The 18,863-nt window shown below is 69.1% G+C and carries 18 protein-coding genes and 2 tRNA genes; 4 read left to right on the top strand and 16 right to left on the bottom strand.

Translation table 11 applies throughout. The annotated features are described in order from the left end of the window. Position 1: 1 nt before the first annotated feature. From GON04_RS02705 to surE, 5 genes are all read right to left on the bottom strand, one after another. A complete protein-coding gene (locus GON04_RS02705) occupies positions 2–787 on the bottom strand; it encodes a 3'-5' exonuclease (RefSeq protein ID WP_157396461.1) in 786 nt (261 codons plus the stop codon). Between the two features lie 135 nt (positions 788–922). Next, positions 923–1,933, bottom strand: coding sequence for an RNA polymerase sigma factor RpoS (gene rpoS, locus GON04_RS02710; RefSeq protein WP_157396462.1), 1,011 nt, complete (start codon positions 1,931–1,933; stop codon positions 923–925). A gap of 2 nt (positions 1,934–1,935) precedes the next feature. Continuing rightward, a complete protein-coding gene (locus GON04_RS02715; protein WP_157396463.1) occupies positions 1,936–2,898 on the bottom strand; it encodes a peptidoglycan DD-metalloendopeptidase family protein in 963 nt (320 codons plus the stop codon). Continuing rightward, a complete protein-coding gene (locus GON04_RS02720) occupies positions 2,895–3,659 on the bottom strand; it encodes a protein-L-isoaspartate(D-aspartate) O-methyltransferase (protein WP_157396464.1) in 765 nt (254 codons plus the stop codon). The genes GON04_RS02715 and GON04_RS02720 overlap by 4 nt, the downstream gene beginning before the upstream one ends. After that, positions 3,656–4,420 carry a 5'/3'-nucleotidase SurE gene (surE, locus tag GON04_RS02725; protein ID WP_157396465.1) on the bottom strand — a complete coding sequence of 255 codons (765 nt, stop codon included), beginning with the start codon at positions 4,418–4,420 and terminating at the stop codon, positions 3,656–3,658. The genes GON04_RS02720 and surE overlap by 4 nt, the downstream gene beginning before the upstream one ends. A gap of 105 nt (positions 4,421–4,525) precedes the next feature. On the opposite strand from surE, the gene GON04_RS02730 reads away from it, so the two are divergent. Next, entirely contained in the window at positions 4,526–5,503 is a 978-nt protein-coding gene (locus tag GON04_RS02730; RefSeq protein WP_157396466.1) for an NADPH:quinone oxidoreductase family protein, read from the top strand. A 57-nt stretch (positions 5,504–5,560) separates the two neighbouring features. Here the strand turns inward: GON04_RS02730 and GON04_RS02735 are convergent. The 6 genes from GON04_RS02735 to GON04_RS02760 all read right to left on the bottom strand — a co-directional run bounded on the left by GON04_RS02735 (position 5,561) and on the right by GON04_RS02760 (position 10,391). Further along, positions 5,561–5,636, bottom strand: a tRNA-His gene (locus tag GON04_RS02735). 43 nt (positions 5,637–5,679) lie between these two features. Then, positions 5,680–7,614 (bottom strand): SurA N-terminal domain-containing protein, encoded by a 1,935-nt coding sequence (locus tag GON04_RS02740; RefSeq protein WP_157396467.1) that lies wholly within the window; start codon positions 7,612–7,614, stop codon positions 5,680–5,682. A 97-nt stretch (positions 7,615–7,711) separates the two neighbouring features. Beyond that, a tRNA-Val gene (locus tag GON04_RS02745) sits at positions 7,712–7,787 on the bottom strand. Positions 7,788–7,803: 16 nt separating this feature from the next. Further along, positions 7,804–8,076 carry an HU family DNA-binding protein gene (locus tag GON04_RS02750; protein ID WP_013901776.1) on the bottom strand — a complete coding sequence of 91 codons (273 nt, stop codon included), beginning with the start codon at positions 8,074–8,076 and terminating at the stop codon, positions 7,804–7,806. 315 nt (positions 8,077–8,391) lie between these two features. Next, positions 8,392–9,477, bottom strand: a complete 1,086-nt coding sequence (locus GON04_RS02755) for a tartrate dehydrogenase (protein WP_157396468.1) — start codon at positions 9,475–9,477, stop codon at positions 8,392–8,394. Next, on the bottom strand, positions 9,474–10,391 hold the full coding sequence (locus GON04_RS02760; protein ID WP_157398309.1) for an alpha/beta fold hydrolase: 918 nt from the start codon (positions 10,389–10,391) through the stop codon (positions 9,474–9,476). Before GON04_RS02760 ends, GON04_RS02755 begins: the two co-directional genes overlap by 4 nt. A 39-nt stretch (positions 10,392–10,430) precedes the next feature. Between GON04_RS02760 and GON04_RS02765 the strand changes: the two genes are divergently transcribed. Continuing rightward, a complete protein-coding gene (locus GON04_RS02765; protein ID WP_157396469.1) occupies positions 10,431–11,402 on the top strand; it encodes a LysR substrate-binding domain-containing protein in 972 nt (323 codons plus the stop codon). Here the strand turns inward: GON04_RS02765 and GON04_RS02770 are convergent. From GON04_RS02770 to uvrC, 4 genes are read right to left on the bottom strand one after another with little or no spacing between them, the layout of a single operon-like run. Beyond that, positions 11,332–12,261 (bottom strand): DMT family transporter, encoded by a 930-nt coding sequence (locus tag GON04_RS02770; RefSeq protein ID WP_232532936.1) that lies wholly within the window; start codon positions 12,259–12,261, stop codon positions 11,332–11,334. The genes GON04_RS02765 and GON04_RS02770 overlap by 71 nt on opposite strands. Before the next feature lie 7 nt (positions 12,262–12,268). Continuing rightward, positions 12,269–12,835, bottom strand: coding sequence for a CDP-diacylglycerol--glycerol-3-phosphate 3-phosphatidyltransferase (gene pgsA, locus GON04_RS02775; RefSeq protein WP_157396470.1), 567 nt, complete (start codon positions 12,833–12,835; stop codon positions 12,269–12,271). Between the two features lie 35 nt (positions 12,836–12,870). Further along, positions 12,871–13,338, bottom strand: a complete 468-nt coding sequence (locus tag GON04_RS02780) for a hypothetical protein (protein WP_198349191.1) — start codon at positions 13,336–13,338, stop codon at positions 12,871–12,873. Between the two features lie 4 nt (positions 13,339–13,342). Continuing rightward, on the bottom strand, positions 13,343–15,415 hold the full coding sequence (gene uvrC / locus GON04_RS02785) for an excinuclease ABC subunit UvrC (RefSeq protein WP_157396472.1): 2,073 nt from the start codon (positions 15,413–15,415) through the stop codon (positions 13,343–13,345). 23 nt (positions 15,416–15,438) lie between these two features. On the opposite strand from uvrC, the gene earP reads away from it, so the two are divergent. Further along, the gene (gene earP / locus GON04_RS02790; RefSeq protein ID WP_157396473.1) at positions 15,439–16,497 is read left to right on the top strand and encodes an elongation factor P maturation arginine rhamnosyltransferase EarP; all 1,059 of its coding nucleotides are present in this window, start codon (positions 15,439–15,441) and stop codon (positions 16,495–16,497) included. Between the two features lie 9 nt (positions 16,498–16,506). Here earP and GON04_RS02795 read toward each other — a convergent pair whose 3' ends face one another. After that, positions 16,507–18,126 carry a phosphoethanolamine transferase gene (locus GON04_RS02795; protein WP_157396474.1) on the bottom strand — a complete coding sequence of 540 codons (1,620 nt, stop codon included), beginning with the start codon at positions 18,124–18,126 and terminating at the stop codon, positions 16,507–16,509. Positions 18,127–18,301: 175 nt separating this feature from the next. On the opposite strand from GON04_RS02795, the gene efp reads away from it, so the two are divergent. After that, positions 18,302–18,856, top strand: a complete 555-nt coding sequence (gene efp / locus GON04_RS02800) for an elongation factor P (protein ID WP_157396475.1) — start codon at positions 18,302–18,304, stop codon at positions 18,854–18,856. The last annotated feature ends 7 nt before the right edge of the window (positions 18,857–18,863 follow it).

Consider the following 18,863-nt stretch of genomic DNA (forward strand, 5'->3'; position numbering starts at 1 on the left):
ATCAAGCCCAGGCGGCCAGGTACTCGCGCCAGTGCGGCTCGGCCTCGGCCAGCCCGCCGAGCGTGCCCTTCACGAGTGCGATTTCCTGCTCGTACTCCGCTTCGGTGAGGCCCGAGCGCATCTTCTGGAAGCGGCAGTACAGCAGGTAGGTGTTCATCACGTCGGTTTCGCAGTAGCGGCGGATGTCCTCCAGCTTGCCGTCCAGGTAGGCCTGGTAGACCTGCGAGCCGTCCATGCCCAGCTTGCCGGGAAAGCCGCACAGCTTGGCCATGGCATCGAGCGGCGCACTGGCGCGCGGCTGGTACATGGCCAGCAGATCCATCAGGTCCAGGTGGCGCATGTGGTAACGGCTGATGTAGTTGTTCCACTTGAACTCCCGGTCGTCGTCGCCGAGGTCCCAGTACTTGTCGGCCACCACCCCATGCCGCAGGCCGCGGTAGTGCAGCACCGGCAGGTCGAAGCCGCCGCCGTTCCAGCTCACCAGCTGGGGCACGTGCTTCTCGACGGTGTGGAAGAAGTTCTGCACCACCTTGCCCTCGCTGGCCCCGTCGCGGTCGACGAACGAGTGCACCCGCAGGCCCTCGCCGTTGCGGAAGACGCAGCTGATCACGAGGATGCGCTGCAGGTGCAGCGGCATGAAATCGCTCTGGCCCTTGTCCTTGCGCTCCTGCGCCCAGGCCGCGTAGACCTGCGCATCGCTGGCGTCGGCCGGCGCGTCCCGCAGCAGGCGCAGGCCGGCCACGTCGGGGATGGATTCGATGTCGAAGACGAGAACGGGCCAACTCATGATGGGGCACTGTAGCAGTGCCCCATCATGAGTTGGCCTGCGGCCGCTTCAGGAACCCCCACCCTGCCCTCCCCCGGAGGGGGAGGGTTCGGCCGCGACCCGCCAGACGTAGTGAGCGCAAGAAGCGGCGAGACGCTAGAACAGCGCTTCGCGGGTGATGCCGTTGCGCACCATGTGGCGCTTGAGCTTGAGCAGGGCCTCGTTCTGGATCTGGCGCACGCGTTCGCGCGTGAGGCCCAGGCGCTCGCTCAGCACCTCCAGCGTCTCGGGTTCGCGGTCGTGCAGGCCGAAGCGCCCTTCGAGCACTTCCTTCTCGCGCCCCGACAGGGTGTCGATCCAGTTGGCGAGCAGCCGCTCGACCTCGTGGTTCTGCGTGACGCCGGTCGGATCGACCGCCAGTTCGTCGGCGATGGAGTCGCCCAGGGTGTGCTCGTCCTCGGTGCGGTCGACCGTGGCGTCGAGCGAGCGCGGCGTTTCCGCCAGGGCCAGCAGGTCGGCGACTTCCTGCACGTTGCGGCCCAGCAAGGCAGCCACGTCCTCGACCCGCACGCCGTCGCCGCCGGCGGTGGCGCGGGAAGCCTGGAAGGCCGAGTCGTTCTCGAGCGTCCGGCGGGCCCGCAACACCTGCTGCAACTCGCGCACCACGTGCACCGGCAGTCGGATGGTGCGACCCTGGTTCATCACGGCGCGCTCGACGGACTGGCGGATCCACCAGGTGGCATAGGTCGAGAAGCGGAAGCCCCGTTCGGGCTCGAACTTCTCAATGGCGTGCATCAGGCCGAGGTTGCCCTCCTCGATGAGGTCGGACAGTGGAACCCCGCGGCCCAGGTACCCCTTGGCGATGCTCACGACCAGCCTGAGGTTGTGCTCGATCATGGACTGCCGGGCTGCGAAGTCGCCACCGCGCGCCCGGGTGGCGGTCTCGAACTCCTCCTGCGGGGTGAACAGCTCGGTGCGGCGAACGTCCCGCAGGTAGAGGGTGAGGGTGTCGCTGGACTCGCCGGCCAGGTCGGCCACGATCTCGCGGATGGGTATTTCGGTCGATTCCGAGCCGTTGCCGGTCGGCTCGTCGGCCGGCAACGGCACACCCTGCCCCACCGCGCCCGGATCAGGCGAACTGCCTTGTCCGTTGCGCTTGCGGGCCATCGTTACCTCGGCAGGAAAGCGACGGGATCCACGGGCTTGCCTTGGCGCCGGATCTCGAAGTGGAGCTTGACCCGATCGGTGTCGCTGGACCCCATTTCGGCGATCTTCTGGCCCCGGCGCACCGTCTGGTCTTCCTTGACCAGCAGCGTCTGGTTGTGCGCGTAGGCGGTGAGATAAGTGTTGTTGTGCTTCAGGATGATCAGGTTGCCGTAACCACGCAGGCCGGCGCCGGCATAGACCACCCGGCCGTCGGCGGCAGCCAGGACCGGGTCGCCGAGCTTGCCTGCGATGTCCAGGCCCTTGTTCTTCACCTCGTCGAAGGACGCCAGCACCGCGGTATTGCCCGGCGCCGGCCAGCCCCAGGACACGTTGTCGTCGGGCGTCTGGGGCTGCGGGGCGGGTTGGGGCGCTGCCGCCGCCACCACGGGGGCCGCGGTGGTGGCTGTTCCGGTCGCGGTGGTCGAGGTGGTGCGCGTGGCGCTGGCCGAGGACGCCGGCTGCGAGGCGGCGGCGACCGGCTGCGACGCCGAGCTGGCCGGGGGCACCGGCGTGGCCGCCACGCTGGCGGCCTGCACCGGACGGGCCACGGCCACCTCCGGCGGCTGCACGCGCAGCACCTGCCCGACTTCGATCACGTTCGGGTTGTCGAGACCGTTCCAGCGCACGACATCGCGCCAGTTCTGGCCATGCTCGAGCGCGATGCGGATCAGGGTATCGCCCTGGCGAACCGTGTAGTACCCGGGCTTGCCGGCGTTTTCCGTGCCGGGCAGTGGCAGGGGGCGCGTGGGATCCGCGAGCACGGCAGGGGCCGTGGCCGCAGGGGGGCGGGCACCTCCACTGCGGTCCTCCACCGGGGCCGGTGCCCGCGTCTTGGACGCGCAGCCGGCCAGCACCAGTGCGGTCAAGACCAGCAGTGCGCCCGTACCAGACCTGAAGGTCCCGAGTGTGGTCGATCGTTCTGTCATGCGATGCCGGATTTTAGGGGGACAAACAGAACGGTCTCAAGAATGGTGCGGCGCAGCTCGCGCGCGCCCTTCTCCAGCACGACCAGTGCCTGGCGTCCGTCGGGCATCAGCGTGGGGGCGACGATGCGGCCGCCCACGGCGAGCTGCTCGATCCAGGCATCGGGGACAGCGTCGCCGCCAGCCGCCGCGATGATGCCCGCATACGGGGCCCCCTTGGCGAAGCCCTGCATGCCATCGCCGAACAGCAGGTGCACGTTGGCGAGCCGCAGGGGCCGCAGGTTCTCGCGGGCCTTGTCGTGCAAGCCACGCAGCCGCTCGATGCTGTAGACCTCCTTCGCAAGGTGCGCCAGCACGGCGGCCTGGAAACCACAGCCCGTCCCGACCTCCAGCACGCGGCCCAGCCGGCCCGACGGCGTGCCGGCCAGCAGCAGCTCGGCCATGCGCGCGACCACGCTCGGCTTGGAGATGGTCTGGCCCAGGCCGATGGGCAGGCTGGTGTCCTCGTAGGCCTGGTTGGCCAGCGCACTGTCGACGAAGCGGTGCCGATCGACCGCTCCCATGGCGGCCAGCACGCGGCTGTCGGCCAGACCGCCGGCGGCCAGCCGAGTCACCATGCGCGCGCGCACGGCACCCGAGTCGAGCCCGACGCCCTGCGGCGCCACGACCGGCCGAGTGGCCGGCACTGGCCTGGCGCGGCCCGCCGCCGGCGCGACGGCCGGGGTGAGGTCCAGCCGGGCCGGAAAACCGGGGCGGCGCGTCATCGGGTGGGCGCGAAGCGACGGACGCGTTCTGTCCAGTCGGGCAGCTTCGCGTGCTCGGTCAGGTCGACGTGCAAGGGCGTGACGGAGACCCTGCCCTGGGCCGTGGCATGGAAGTCGGTGCCGTCCGCACCGTCCTTGGGCAGCCCGGCGCCACCGATCCAGTACAGGGTGTCGCCATGGGGGCTCGCCTGCGCGATCACTTTCTCGGCCGCATGGCGCCGACCCAGGCGGCAGACCTCGAACGGGCCGATGTCGGCCAGGGCCCGGTTGGGCACATTGACGTTCAGCAGGAACGGCCGGTTCGGGTCGAGGCCGCCGGCCAGGATGCCCTGGACCAGTTCGCGCGCCTTGGCGGCGGCGGCGTCCAGGTTCGCCCAGCCCTTGTCGACGAGCGAGAACGCGATGGCCGGGATGCCGAACAGGTAGCCCTCCATGGCCGCGCCCACGGTCCCGGAATAGATGGTGTCGTCGCCCATGTTGGCGCCGTTGTTGATGCCGCTCACGACCAGGTCGGGCGGCTGCTCGAGCAGACCGGTGAGCGCGATGTGGACGCAATCGGCCGGCGTGCCGTTGACATACCGGAACCCGTTGGCCGCGCCATGCACGGACAGGGGCGAATGGAGGGTCAGCGCGTTGGACTTGGCACTGTTGTTGTGCTCGGGGGCGATGACCTCGACGTCCGCGAGGTCCCGCAGCGCGGCGTGCAGGGCCACGAGGCCCGGCGCCTGGTAACCGTCGTCGTTGGAGAGGAGGATCTTCATGGAAGCAGGCGGCCTGCGTTCGATTGTAGGGGTGGGGTCGCCGCTGGGACATCGACCGTTGCGGCGCCGCACCTAAGATGGCGCGCTTTCGCGAAGGAGAACGCCATGCATGCCTGGTTGTGCGAGAACCCCGTCGGCGTCGACGCGCTGCAATGGAAGGAACTGCCCACGCCCGAGCCGAAACCGGGCGAGGTGCGGGTGGCCATCAAGGCAGCCAGCCTGAACTTCCCCGACCTGCTGATCGTCCAGAACAAGTACCAGCACAAGCCGCCCCTGCCCTTCGTGCCCGGATCCGAGTACGCCGGCGTGGTCGAGGCCGTGGGCGAAGGTGTCACGCAGCTGAAGGTCGGCCAGGGCGTGGCCTGCCTGTCGGGCACCGGCGGCTTCGCGACCCACACCCTCGCGCCGGCGCCCCTGTGCATGCCGCTGCCGGACGGTTTCCCGTTCGTCGACGCGGCGGCCTTCATCATGATCTACGCCACCTCGCACCACGCCCTCGTCGACCGCGCACAGCTCAAGGCCGGCGAAACCGTGCTGGTGCTCGGCGCGGCCGGCGGCGTCGGTACTGCGGCCATCCAGATCGCCAAGGCCATGGGGGCCCGGGTGATCGCCGCCGCCTCCACCGACGACAAGTGCGCGCTGTGCGCCTCGCTGGGCGCCGACGCCACCATCAACTACGGCCAGGGCAACCTGCGCGACGCGATCAAGGCAGCCACCGACGGCAAGGGCCCCGACGTCATCTACGACCCGGTGGGCGGCGACTTCGCCGAGCCGGCCTTCCGCTCGATCGCCTGGCGCGGGCGCTACCTGGTGGTGGGCTTCGCCGCCGGGCCCATCCCGTCCCTGCCGCTCAACCTGGCGCTGCTCAAGGGGGCCTCCATCGTCGGCGTGTTCTGGGGCGACTTCGCCCGCCGCGAGCCCAAGGCCAACGCGGCCATGATGGCCGAACTGGCCGGCTGGTACGCACAGGGCAAGGTGAAACCGGTGATCGACCGCACCATGCCGATGGCGCAGCTCAAGCAGGCCTACGCCCACATGGGATCGCGGGCGGTCAAGGGCAAGCTGGTGATGGTGAACGACTGAGCGCGCTGGCGCCCAAGAAAAAAGCCGGTCCAGGGGACCGGCTTTTTCACGAGAGTCTGGGGTGGCTGATGGGACTCGAACCCACGACAACCAGAATCACAATCTGGGACTCTACCAACTGAGCTACAGCCACCGTCGAAGCCCGTGATTATAGCCGGGGCTGGAGGGCCTTCGGCTCAGCGTGTTGCGGTCTCGGTCGCATCGCGGGCCGGCTTGGGAATCACGATCTGGGCCTTGAAGCGTTCCTTGAGCAGGTCGTAGTAGGCCAGCGCCTCGGCATTGCTCCACCAGCGGCCGTACTGGGCCGCTTCTTCCTTGGCCTGCGCCGGCTCGGGGGCCGGCCGCTGCACCTGCTTGGCTACCTTGACGATCGCATAGCCCTGCTCGGCCAGGTCCACCCCGGCCAGCACCGGCAGGGCCGACGTGTCGGCACGAAGGGCCGCCTCGACGACGGCGGCGGGCTGCTTGGCCGGATCCTCCCGGGACACCACCACTGCTTGCGGCAGGGTCGCGGCGGCCGGGTTGGCCTTCCAGGCGGCCAGCTTGTCGGCGCCTTCCTTGCGGGCCAGTTCGGCGGCCTTGGCCGCCACGACGCGCTTTCGCACCTCGTCCTGCACGTCGGCCAGCGGCAGCGTGCGCGCCGGGCTGTACTGCACGATGCGGGCGGACACCAGCTGGTTGGACGCCGTCTCGACCGCCTCCGTGTTGCGCTTCCTCTCGATGCTCTCGGGCGAAAACACGGCGGCCAGCAGCTTCGGGTTGGCCAGCAGGTCCTTGGACGGCGCGGCCGGCGTGCGGCGGACGTTGGTGGCGGTCTTCACGTCCGTCTTGAACCGCTCGGCGACCGACTTGAAACCATCGGAGGCCTCGTAGACCGCATTGCTGAACGTGTCGGCCGTCTCGGCGAACTTCTTCTGCGCCTGTTGCCTGCGCACCTCGGTCTCCAGTTCGGGGCGCATCTGCTCGAACGACTTCTGCTGCGGCGCACGCACGTCGGTGAGCATCACCACGTGCCAGCCGAACTCCGTCTCGACCGGGCTGGCCGCGACGTCGCCCTTCTTCAGCGAGAACACCGCGTCCTCGAGTGCCTTGCTCGCGAAGCCGCCGCGCGCCGACCATTCGAGATCGCCCCCGTTGGCGGCGGAAGCGGGGTCCTGCGAGTTCTTCTTGGCCAGGTCACCGAACGTCTGCGGCGCCTTGCGCGCCGCGTCGGCCAGTTCCTGGGCGCGGGCCCGTGCCTTGTCCTTGTCGGCCTGCGACGCGCCCTTGGGAACGGCGACGAGGATGTGGCTCGCGCGGCGCTCTTCCTGGCTGGCCAGGCGGGCCGCGTTCTGCTCGTAGTACGTCTTGAGATCCTGCTCGTTCAGCGTGATGCCCTTCTTCACCGTGTCGAGGTCCAGGACCACGTATTCGATGGAGGCCTGCTCCGGCGCCTGGAACTGCTGCGGATTGGCCTTGTAGTAGGCCTCGATGTCGGCCGGCGACGGGTTCACCTTGGCCGCGTAGTCGGCCGGGTCGAAGCGGGCCACCTGCACCTCGCGCTTGTCGAAGAACGCGGCCAGCGACACGTTGGCCTGTGCCGGCGCGCCGAAACCGGAGCCGACGACGCCGGCCAGCACCTGGCGCGACCCCAGGTCGGCCCGCACCTGCTCCTCGAACTGCTGCGGCGACAGGCCCTGGGCGCCCAGCAGCTGCCTGTAGCGCTCCATGTCCAGGCGGCCGTCCTTGCCCCGCAGCGACGCGATGACTTCGTTGGACTGCAGTTCGCGGGCCAGGCGCTGGTCGCTGGCCTGCAGCCGGGACTTGGCGGCGGCGGCGGCGAGCACGCGGTCACGCACCATGCGTTCGAGTGTCGCGTAACGCGCCGCCGGGGAATCGAGCAGCTTGGGGTCCAGGTTGGGAATCTGCTGGCGCATCTTGTCCACCTCGGACTTGTGCTCGGCATCCCACTGCGACTGCGTGATGGTCTGGCCATCGACCTTCGCGACCGTGGGCCCCTTCTCCTGGTAGCGGTTGTAGCCTTCCAGGCCGAACAGCACGAAGGAAGGGAAGATCAGCAGAAACAGCAGGATCTGCATCACCCGGGTGTGCTTGCGGACGAAATCGAACATTGCGCGGCTCTCGAATCAAAAACTTGGGTCCGCCGGATGACGGATCGCGGGTGCGCCGGAAAAAACAAAAGGCGAACATCCGTTCGCCTTCGCTGGTTGGTGGGTGCTGACGGGATCGAACCGCCGACCTACGCCTTGTAAGGGCGCCGCTCTGCCAGCTGAGCTAAGCACCCCACCGACGCGCCATCTTCAGTTCAGCGCATCCTTGAGCGCCTTGCCGGGACGGAACTTGGGCACCTTGGCGGCCTTGATTTTAATCTGCGCGCCGGTACGGGGATTGCGACCGCTGCGAGCCGCACGCTTGCCGACGGCGAACGTGCCGAAACCCACCAGCGACACCGAGCCGCCCTTCTTCAGCGTCGTCTTGACGGCGCCGATCATCGACTCCAGCGCGCGCGTGGCCGCGGCTTTCGAGATGTCGGCGTGTTTGGCGATGTGCTCGATCAGTTCGGTTTTGTTCACAAGAGCCCCTCGTTGAGAGAAAGTGTTGGACAGGTCGTGTCTTCGAAAAATTTTTGTCTCCCGACCCTGGCGCGCCGCATCTGCGGTGCTGGAGGTGCCAGGATGGGGAGACGTTCGTGCCGCGGCCGTGAGCCACTGGTCGCTGAATTAGAGCCATGGCCCCTACCCCCTGTCAATCACGTTGGCAGGTTTACAACACGGCGGCCGCGCATTCCCGGCGGCGCCATGCCGGTGGTACGGGGGTGGTAGGCGCGGGCCGAGGGGTCCCGCGCCACTTTGTCACGCGGCACGCAGCCGCGCGGATTCAGCGGCCTTTCAGAGGGCGCTGGCGATCGCCCGGCCCAGGTCGCCGGTGCTGGCCTTGCCGCCGATGTCGGGGGTCTTGGGCGCACCGGACTTGGGGTCGAGCACCTTCTCGATGGTGCGCAGCACGGCGTCGTGCGCCTCCTTGTACCCGAGGAATTCCAGCATCATCGCGCCGCACCAGATCTGCCCGATCGGGTTGGCGATACCGCGCCCCGCGATGTCGGGTGCCGACCCGTGGACCGGCTCGAACAACGAGGGGAACTTGCGGTCCGGGTTCAGGTTGGCGCTCGGCGCGATGCCGATGGTGCCGGTGCAGGCCGGGCCCAGGTCGCTGAGGATGTCGCCGAACAGGTTGCTGGCCACCACCACGTCGAAGAAGTCGGGCCGCTGCACGAAGTGGGCGGTGAGGATGTCGATGTGGAACTTGTCCAGTTTCACCCCCGGGTAGGCCTTGGCCATCTCCGCCACGCGCTCGTCCCAGTACGGCATGGTGATCGCGATGCCGTTGGACTTGGTGGCGCTGGTCAGGTGCTTCTTGGGCCGCGACTGGGCAAGCTCGAAGGCGAACTTCAGCACGCGGTCGACACCCACGCGGGAGAACACGCTCTCCTGCATGACGAGTTCGCGCTCGGTGCCGGCATACATGCGGCCGCCGATGCTGGAGTACTCGCCCTCGGTGTTCTCACGCACGATGTACATGTCGATCTCGCCGGGCTGGCGGGCCGTGCCGTCGCGGCGCACCACGGGCGCGATGATGCCGGGCATCAGGCGGGCCGGCCGCAGGTTGATGTACTGGTCGAACTCGCGGCGGAACAGCAGCAGCGACTGCCACAGGGACGTGTGGTCGGCGATCTTCTCGGGCCAGCCGACGGCACCGAAGAAGATGGCGTCGTGGCCGCCGATCTGCTCCTTCCAGTCGTCCGGCATGTACTTGCCGTGCTTCTCGCAATAGTCCCAGCACGAGAAGTCGAAATGGTCGAACTGCAGGTCGATGCCGAACTTCGAGGCCGCCGCCTCCATGACCCGCACGCCCTCGGGCATGGTTTCCTTGCCGATGCCGTCGCCGGCGATGACTGCGATCCTCTTCTTGCTCATGGTGTGCTCCTGAAAAACTGCAGCGCTTCGCCCAACAGGGCCTGCGGCGCCTCTTCCGCAATGTAGTGTCCGCACGGCAGGGACTTCCCCTCCACCGTCGCGGCCCGCTCGCGCCAGAGCGCGAGCACGTCGAAATTCCGCCCCACGGCACCGTGCTCGCCCCACAGCACGCGCAGCGGCTGGGACAACCGGCGGCCAGCGGCCACGTCGGCGCGATCATGCGCCAGGTCGATGCCGGCCGAGGCCCGGTAGTCAGCGCAGATCGACTGCGCGGTGCCGGGCCGTGCGATGCAACGCTCGTACTCCGCCAGCGCCTCCGGCGCGAAGGCGGCCAGGCCGGCGTGCCGCGCGCCCATGACGCTGCGCAGGTAGCGCACCGGGTCGGTGTCGATCAGCGCCTCGGGCAACGGGGACGGCTGGACGAGGAAGAACCAGTGCCAGTACGCCAGCGCGAACGCCTGCGAGGTGTTCTCGTACATGGCCAGCGTCGGCGCGATGTCCAGCAGCAGCAGCCGTTCGACGGCCTCCGGCGCGTCGGCCGCCAGCCGGTGCGCCACGCGCGCGCCGCGGTCGTGCGCCAGCACCTGGAAGCGCTCGTACCCGAGCGCTCGCATCACGTGCAGACCGTCGCGTGCCATCTCGCGCTTGCTGTAGGCGGCGCTGCCTTCCCCGGCCGGCGGGCGGCCCGAATCGCCATAACCCCGCAGGTCCATCAGGACGACGCGATGCCGCTGCGCCAGCTCAGGCGCGACGCGGTGCCACATCGCCATCGACTGGGGATGGCCGTGCAGCAGCAGCAAGGGTGTGCCGGCGCCTCCGACGCGCACGTGCAGCGCGATCCCGTCGCGGTTGACCTGGCGTGGTTCGAATCCTTGCAGCACCCGTCGATTCTGGCATCCGGCCCCCTGCAGCATCAAGCAATAATCGGGCAATCGATTCTTTCCGCAATGGCAATGATGAAGGCCCGCCTCGACCGCTCCGACCTGGAATTGCTGCTGGCCATCCGCCAGCACGGCAGCTTGTCGGGAGCAGCGTCCGCGGCGGACGTCGTTCCCTCGGTGGTCACCAAGCGGCTGGCTGCGCTGGAGGCCCGGATCGGCCTGCAGCTGTTCCAGCGCACGACGCGCAAGGTCGTCCCGACGGCAGAAGGCGAGCAGTTGTGCGATCGGGCCGGACGGCTGCTGTCCGGCTTCGCCGACCTCGAGACCGACCTGCAGGAGCGCCAGAAGGACCCCGTCGGTCGTATCCGTCTGGCCAGCACCTTCGGCTTCGGCCGGTCCTGGCTCGGCCCTGCCCTCGCGCAGTTCGCCTCCCGCCACCCCCGCATCGAGGTGCAGTTGCAGTTGACCGAACGGCTTCCCGACCTTGCGGTGGAAGGCTACGACGGCGCCGTCTGGCTGTGGTCGGTGCGCGGCCAGCGTGCCAGCGAATGGACGGGGCGCCGGCTGGCACGCAACCAGCGGGTGCTGGTGGCCGCCCCCGAGTACCTGCAGCGCCGCGGAACACCCCTGACGGTGGAGGAGCTGGCCTCGCACGAATGCCTGGTCGTGCGGGAAAGCGAGCGCTTCGACGTCTGGCGGTTGCAGCGCGAGCGCGACCGCGGCGAGGTGCGCGTTCGCGTCGCAGGCCGGCTGTCCAGCAACTCCGGCGAGCTGGTCCGCGACTGGTGCCTGGCGGGCCACGGCATCATGCTGCGCAGCCTCTGGGACATCGCCGGCCTGCTGGCCACCGGCGAGCTCGTGCGGGTGCTGCCGGGCCATGCGATGGTGGATGCCGACATCCACTGGCTCGCGCCGCACACACCGACGACGCCCCGGCGCATCCGGCTGCTCGTCGATTTCCTGGCCGACCAGTTCAGGACCGAGCCGTGGACGCCGAAGGCGGCGCCGGTGACCGCACGACCAGGCTCACGCCGACGGCCGTGAGCGCGACACCCGCGACGATGACCGGGGTGATGGCCTCGCCGAACAGCGCCCACGCCATCAGGGCGGTGGTCGGCGGCACCAGGTACATCAGGCTGGTGACGGTGGTTGCGGCGCCGCGCTGGATCAGGAGGTACAGCAGGGAACTGCCGCCCAGCGTGAGCCCGAGCACCGACCACGCCATCGCGCCGGCGAGCTCCACGTTGAAGCCGCCGCTGGCCGCCTGCCAGGCCATCGGTTCGCTCTCGAGCAGTAGCGCCAGCGGCAAGGTGAGTGCCAGCGCGGCGAGCAATTGCACCAGGTTGGCGGTGCGCACGTCGCACGGCGCCACGTAGCGCTTCTGGTAGAGCGTTCCGGCGGTGATCGAGAGCAGCGCCACCAGCGCGCAGGCCAAATTGGCGGGATGCACCTCGCCGAACCCGAGTTTCTGCCACACCACCAGCAGCAGGCCGGCGAGACCCAGGGCCAGGCCCGACCACTGCCGCCGGCTCACCCGCCCGCCCTGGGCCGCAATCCAGAAGGCCGTGAGCACCGGCTGCAGTCCCACCAGCAATGCCGCCAGGCCGGCGCCCATGCCGTCCTTGACGGCAGCCCAGACGCCTCCCAGGTAGCCGGCGTGCATCAGGATGCCGGTGATCGCCAGGTGCAGCCCCTGCACACGATCGCGCGGCCAGGCCGCGCGGGCGAGCACGGCCCAGGCGAGGAAGCAGGCCGAGGACAGCGCATAGCGCATCGACAGGAACTTCAGCGGCGGCGAATGCGGCATGCCGTACCGGGCCACGATGAAGCCCGTGGCCCAGATCACCACGAAGACGGCGGGCATCGCCCGCACCAGCGCGTCCTGGCGGGAAGGTGACGGCATCGATTGGCTACTTCACCCGCTTGCGGATCTCGGGCAGGGCCTTGCGCAGGTAGTACGCCATCGACCAGACCGTCAGGATGGCGGCCAGCCAGATCAACCAGTGGCCCCACAGCCCGGTGTCGATGATCCCGAACAGGTTGCCGTCGAACAGCAGGAACGGGATGGCGACCATCTGCACGGTCGTCTTCACCTTGCCCAGCATGTGGACCGCCACGCTGCGGGATGCCCCGATCTGCGCCATCCACTCGCGCAGCGCGGAGATGGCGATCTCGCGGCCGATGATGATCAGCGCCACGAACACATCGGCGCGCTTCAGGTGCACCAGGACCAGCAGGGATGCGCAGACCAGGAACTTGTCGGCCACCGGGTCGAGGAAGGCGCCGAACGCCGAGGTCTGGTTCAAACGCCGGGCCAGGAAGCCGTCCAGCCAGTCGGTCAACGCGAAGGTGACGAACATCACCGTCGCAATCAGATTCTGGATCGGGTGCGGCAACCCCAGGTAGAACACCCCGACGATCAGCGGAATCGCGACGATGCGAGTCCAGGTCAGGATCGTCGGAACTGTGAAAAACATGGGCGCGATTCTGGCATGGCGCTCCGCGGCGCGATCTACGGCGCCTCGACCAGCGTGCGCAACTGGAATTTCAGCTCCCGGTTGTAGAGGAAGGTCTCGTTGAACTGCCAGGGCCGCGGCAGGTGCGCGACCGATCCGAACGGTGCAGCCCGGCGGATCGCCCTGGACGCCATCTCCACCGTCTGCGGCGACTGGCCAGGCACGCGCAGCACCAGGATTTCCCGCACCGAACCGTCCCGGTTCAACTGCACCTGCAGGACGGGAATGGACTGCAGCGGATCGGGCAGCGCGCCCGCGAACGTTTCACCGGCGCTGGCGACCTGGATGCGGCGCGCAGCGCGCAACCTGTACTCGTCCCAGTCTCTCGCCGCCGACGGATCGGACGGCAGGACCGCGCCGGCGGCCGACTGCGTGCCGCCGGCGCTACCGGGAAAGCCGCCGACGGACGGCAGCGTCAAGGGTCCGCTGCAAGCCGCCAACAGGCCGGCCCACGCGCCGGCCAACCATCTAGTGAAGCGCACGGTAGATCTCCTCTGCCAGGTCGCGGCCGATCCCTTCGACCGCCGCGATGTCGTCCACACCCGCCGATGCCACGCCGCGGATGCCGCCGAAGCGCTGCAGCAGCCGCGCGCGCTTCTTGGCGCCGATGCCCGGGATGTCCTCGAGCTTGCTGCCGCCCACGCGCACCTTGGCGCGGCGCGCGCGCATGCCGGTGATGGCGAAGCGGTGCGCCTCGTCGCGGATCTGCGCCACCAGCATCAGCGCCGCCGAATCCTTGCCCAGGTAGACCTTCTCGCGGCCGTCGGCGAACACGAGCTCCTCCAGTCCCACCCGGCGGCCTTCGCCCTTCTCCACCCCGACGATGACCGACAGGTCGAGGCCGAGCTCGGCGAACACCTCGCGCGCCATGCTCACCTGCCCCCGGCCGCCGTCCACCAGCACCAGATCCGGCAGGCGGGTGGCGCCGCCGCGATACGTCTTCTTCGGCTTCGCTTCCCCTGTCTGGTCCGCGCCGCCCTGGTCAGGTGCGGCTTCGACCTCCGGCGCCACGGGCTGCTCGAGCCCTTCGGCCGGGGGCGAGGCATCGGGCGAATCGCGCCCGGTCTCGGCCAGCCGCGCGTAGCGGCGGGTGAGCACCTGGCGCATGGCTGCGTAATCGTCACCTGGCGTGATGCCGTCGATATTGAAGCGGCGGTACTCCGCGTTCTGCATCTTGTGGTGGTGGAACACGACGCACGAAGCCTGCGTGGCCTCGCCCGCGGTGTGCGAGATGTCGAAGCATTCGACGCAGAAGCCATCCAGATCGTCGGGCTCCAGGTCCAGGGCGTCCGCCAGCGCTCGCGTGCGTGCCTGCTGCGACCCTTCCTCGGCCAGCAGGCGGGCCAGCTGGATGGCGGCGTTCTTTTCGGCCATCTCCAGCCACAGCCGGCGCTGTTCGCGGGGGTTGTGTACGGCCGAGACGCGGATGCCGGACTGGACCGTGAGAGCTTCCACCAGTTCGCGCGCGACCGGCACGCTGGTGATGAGGGCCGGCGGCACCGGCACGCCGATGTAGTGCTGCGCGATGAACGCCTCCAGAACCTGCACCTCGACCGGCTGCGCCTGCACCTCGTCCTGCGCGTCGTCGAAGTCCTGCACCACGGTGGCGTCCTCCACGTGGGACGGGAAATACGGCCGATCGCCCAGGTGGCGTCCGCCGCGCACCATGGCCAGGTTGACGCAGGCCTTGCCGCCCTGCACCTTCACGGCCAGGATGTCAACGTCCTTGTCGGAGCCGGTGTCCACCGACTGCTGGTGCAGCACCTTCGACAGCGCGGCCATCTGGTTGCGCAGTTCCGCCGCCTGCTCGAACTGCAGCTTTTCCGCGTGGGCGAGCATCCGCTGCTCGAGTTGCGCCAGCACGGCCTGGGTGTCGCCGCGCAGGAAGGCCTCGGCGTTGCGCACGTCCTCGCGGTAGGCCTCGGGGGTGACGAGCTGCACGCAAGGCCCGGAGCAGCGCTTGATCTGGTACAGCAGGCAGGGCCGGGTGCGGTTGGCGAACACCGTGTCCTCGCAGGTGCGCAGCCGGAACACCTTCTGCAGCAGCTGGATCGATTCCTTGACCGCCCAGGCGCTGGGGTAGGGGCCGAAGTAGCGGTGCTTGCGGTCGACCGCTCCGCGGTAATACGCGACCCGCGGGAACACCGCCGCCGTCTGCGCGCCGGTTCCGGCCTCGTCGAACCCGGCCTTGTCCGGCGCGCCGTGGATCTTCAGGTACGGGTAGCTCTTGTCGTCCCGAAAGAGGATGTTGAAGCGCGGATTGAGCGCCTTGATGAGATTGTTCTCGAGCAGCAGCGCCTCGGCCTCGGAGCGGACGACCGTCGTCTCCATGCGGGCGATGCGCGAGATCATGTGGCCGATGCGCGTGCCACCGTGGTTCTTCTGGAAATAGCTGGAGACGCGCTTCTTGAGGTTGCGGGCCTTGCCCACGTAGAGCACGCCGCCGTCGGCATCGAAGTAGCGGTAGACGCCGGGCAGCTGCGGCAGCGCGGCCACCTCGGACAACAGCTGGTCGGAATGCACGCCGCGTTCGGAAGTCATGGGCTGCTTATTATCCCGGCTCCATGCAGTGGGACATCTTCTGCCGGGTCATCGACAACCACGGTGACATCGGCGTGTGCTGGCGGCTGGCCGCCGATCTCGGTGGCCGGGGCGAAGCCGTGAGGCTGTGGGTCGACGACCCCGGCGCTCTGGACTGGATGGCACCCGGAGGCCGGCCAGGCGTGGAAGTCCACCGCTGGGACGGCCCCATCGATGCCGCGCCGGCGGACGTGGTGGTCGAGGCCTTCGGCTGCGAGCTCGACGAGGCCTTCCAAGCCGCGATCGCGGAATGCGCGCGCCGCACGGGCCGCCAGCCGGCCTGGCTGAACCTCGAATACCTGTCGGCCGAGGACTGGGTCGAGCGCTGCCACGGCCTGCCCTCGCCCGTGCTGGCGGGGCCGGCCGCCGGCCTGACCAAGCGCTTCTTCTACCCGGGCTTCGCGGCCGACACCGGCGGCCTGCTGCGCGAGCCCGACCTGCGGGCGCGGCAGGCCGGCTTCGACCGCGACGCCTGGCTGCGCAGCCATGGCATCGAGGCCGCCGGCGACCGCCTGGTGAGCCTGTTCTGCTACGAGCCGCCGGGATTGCCCGGCCTGTTGCAAGACCTGGCCCGCGGCCCGCACCCGACGCGCCTGCTGGTCACTGCCGGCCGGGCGGCAGCGGCCGTCCGGGACCTGCTCGACGGCGGCCTGCTGGGCGCCGGGCAAGGCACCGGGGCCCTCACGGTCCATTGGTTGCCGCTGCTGACACAACCCGGATTCGACGAGTTGCTCTGGGCTTGCGACTTCAATTTCGTGCGCGGCGAGGATTCGCTGGTGCGTGCGCTGTGGGCCGGCAAGCCGTTCGCCTGGAACATCTACCCGCAGGATGACGGCGTGCACCTGGACAAGCTCGAGGCCTTCCTGGCGTGGTCGCAGGCACCTGAGGCGCTGCGCCGGCTGCACGCGGCCTGGAACCAGCCCGGCCAGCCGTGGCACGGCCTGGCCATCGACGCCTGGCAGGAACCGGCCCGGCGCGCGCGGGGTTGCGCGTTGGCGCTGCCCGACCTCACCTCCAGCCTGCTCCAAGCCGTACGCGGTTGAGCCCGTTGCTCAGCGGGAGCGGCAAGGCGCGAACACGTCCAGATCGCGCTCGTAGGCCTGCGTCTGCACGTCCAGCGCGCCGAGCACTGAATGGAACAGGTTGTCGTGGCTCACCGGCCGGCCGGCCCGGCCGCGCAGGCAGGCGAGGTCGAGCCCGGTGCTGCGCACGAAGCCCGGCGAGACCCAGGCCACCATGGGCACGTGCTTCTGCACGTCGGGCGCGATCGGAAAAGGCACGCCGTGCAGGTAGAGGCCGGACTCGCCGAGCGACTCGCCGTGGTCCGAGACGTACAGCATGGCGGTGTCAAGGCTCGCGTCCTGCGCCTGCAACAGATCGACCAGGCGCCCCAGCACATGGTCGGTGTACAGCAGGGTGTTGTCGTAGGCATTCACGATCTCGGCCTGGGTGCAGCGCCGCAGTTCCTCCTGCTCGCAGGCCGGGACGAACCGCCGGAAGGCCGGCGGGTAGCGCCTGAAGTAGGCAGGACCGTGGCTGCCGAGCTGGTGCAGCACCACGAAAAGGTTGCCCTTGGCATCCATGGCGACCTGCCCCAGCCCGTCGAGCAGCGCCTCGTCGAAACAGGTCCCGCCGGGGCAGAGCTCCGGGGCCAGCGTCCGCGCCATCTCCTGGACCTTCAGCCCGGCACAGACCCCCTTGCAGCCCGATTGGTTGTCGCGCCAGAGCACCTCGATGCCGGCGCGCTGCAGCACGTGCAGCAGCGACTCGTGCGACAGGATCCTGTCCTCGTCGTAGTTGCGGCGGCCGATGGACGAGAACATGCAGGGCAGCGACACCTCGGTCGACGTGCCGCAGGCCGTCGCCTGCGTGAAATTCACCACGTCCCGCCGGGCCAGCTCGGGGGTGGTCTGGCGCGAGTAGCCACCGAGGCCGAAGTTCTGGGCGCGGGCCGTCTCCCCGACCACCAGCACGAACAGGGTCTTGCGCCGCTGCTGCCAGCCGGCGGCGAGGTGCGCGTCCGGCCCGACCGCTAGCAGTTGGGCCGGCCGGCCCCGGCCGCCCCAGGCCTCGGCAATGACCGCCGCGACCGCATTGCCGGGATTCAGCAGGAACCGCACCTCGCGCTGGTTGCGCATGAGCGAAGCGAAGTCGGCGAACACCGGCAGCAGCGCCACCACCATCACGACAAAGCCGCCCAGCACCCAGGCGGCGCGCACGAGGACTGCCCGGCCGCGCGACCGGCGCAGGAGCCTCGGCCAGCACAGCAGCGCCGCCGGCACGACACCGAACAGCACCATGTGGACGAGGAAGTCCAGGCCCAGCAGTTCACGCGCCTCGCCGGGATTGGTCGCCAGCACGTTGCGCAGCATGGTGCGGTCGAAGAAGATGGCATAGCGGTCCATGTAGAAGGACAGCGCCGCAGCCACGAGCACCAGGGCGACGAGCAGCAGGCGCACGGTCCAGCGGGTCGCCAGCAGGCCCGTGAATGCCACGTAAGCGCCGGTGAACGAGGCGAACATCGCGGCCGCCAGCGCCCAGGTGCCGGCCAAGGCCCAGTCCCGCCCGGCCAGGGCCGCCCGCCAGAACGGCAGGTTGCAGGCCAGCAGCAGGTAGAGCGCGCAGGCGAGCAGCAGCGTTTCGACGTGGAGGCTCGGACGGCGGATCGGCATGGGCTCCCGAGTATCACCTCACTGCCCACACGGTTGGGTTCCCGAACCGGAACGGGGTAAAATGCGGGGCTTTGCGCGATTTCGCCTCCGGCGGGGTCCAGCGCCTTTCGCCGCCTCCTGCCGCCTCTGACGGGCGCCGCGGCCTAATCTTCGCGACATCGTCGCCACCAGCACCATGAAAATCGCTCAAGAAATCCGCGCCGGCAATGTGATCATGCACAGCAACGCGCCCTGGGTCGTGCTCAAGACTGAATACTCGCGCGGCGGCCGCAACTCGGCCACCGTCCGCATGAAGCTCAAGAGCCTGCTGTCCAACCAGGGCACTGAGGTCGTCTTCAAGGCCGACGACAAGATGGACCAGATCGTCCTGGACAAGAAGGAGTGCACCTACTCCTACTTCGCCGACCCGATGTACGTCTGCATGGACACCGAATACAACCAGTACGAGGTGGAGGCCGAGAACATGGGCGACGCGCTGAACTACCTCGAGGACGGCATGGCGCTGGAAGTGGTGTTCTACGAAGGCAAGGCCATCTCGGTCGAGATGCCCACCAGCGTCGAGCGCGAGATCACCTGGACCGAGCCCGCCGTCAAGGGCGACACGTCCGGCAAAGTGCTCAAGCCCGCCAAGATCGCCACCGGCTTCGAGATCGGCGTGCCGATCTTCGTGGCCCAGGGCGACAAGGTCGAGATCGACACCCGCACCGGCGAATACCGCCGCCGCGTCTGAGCGGCCG

It is taken from the genome of Ramlibacter pinisoli (assembly GCF_009758015.1).
Taxonomy (GTDB): domain Bacteria; phylum Pseudomonadota; class Gammaproteobacteria; order Burkholderiales; family Burkholderiaceae_C; genus Ramlibacter; species Ramlibacter pinisoli.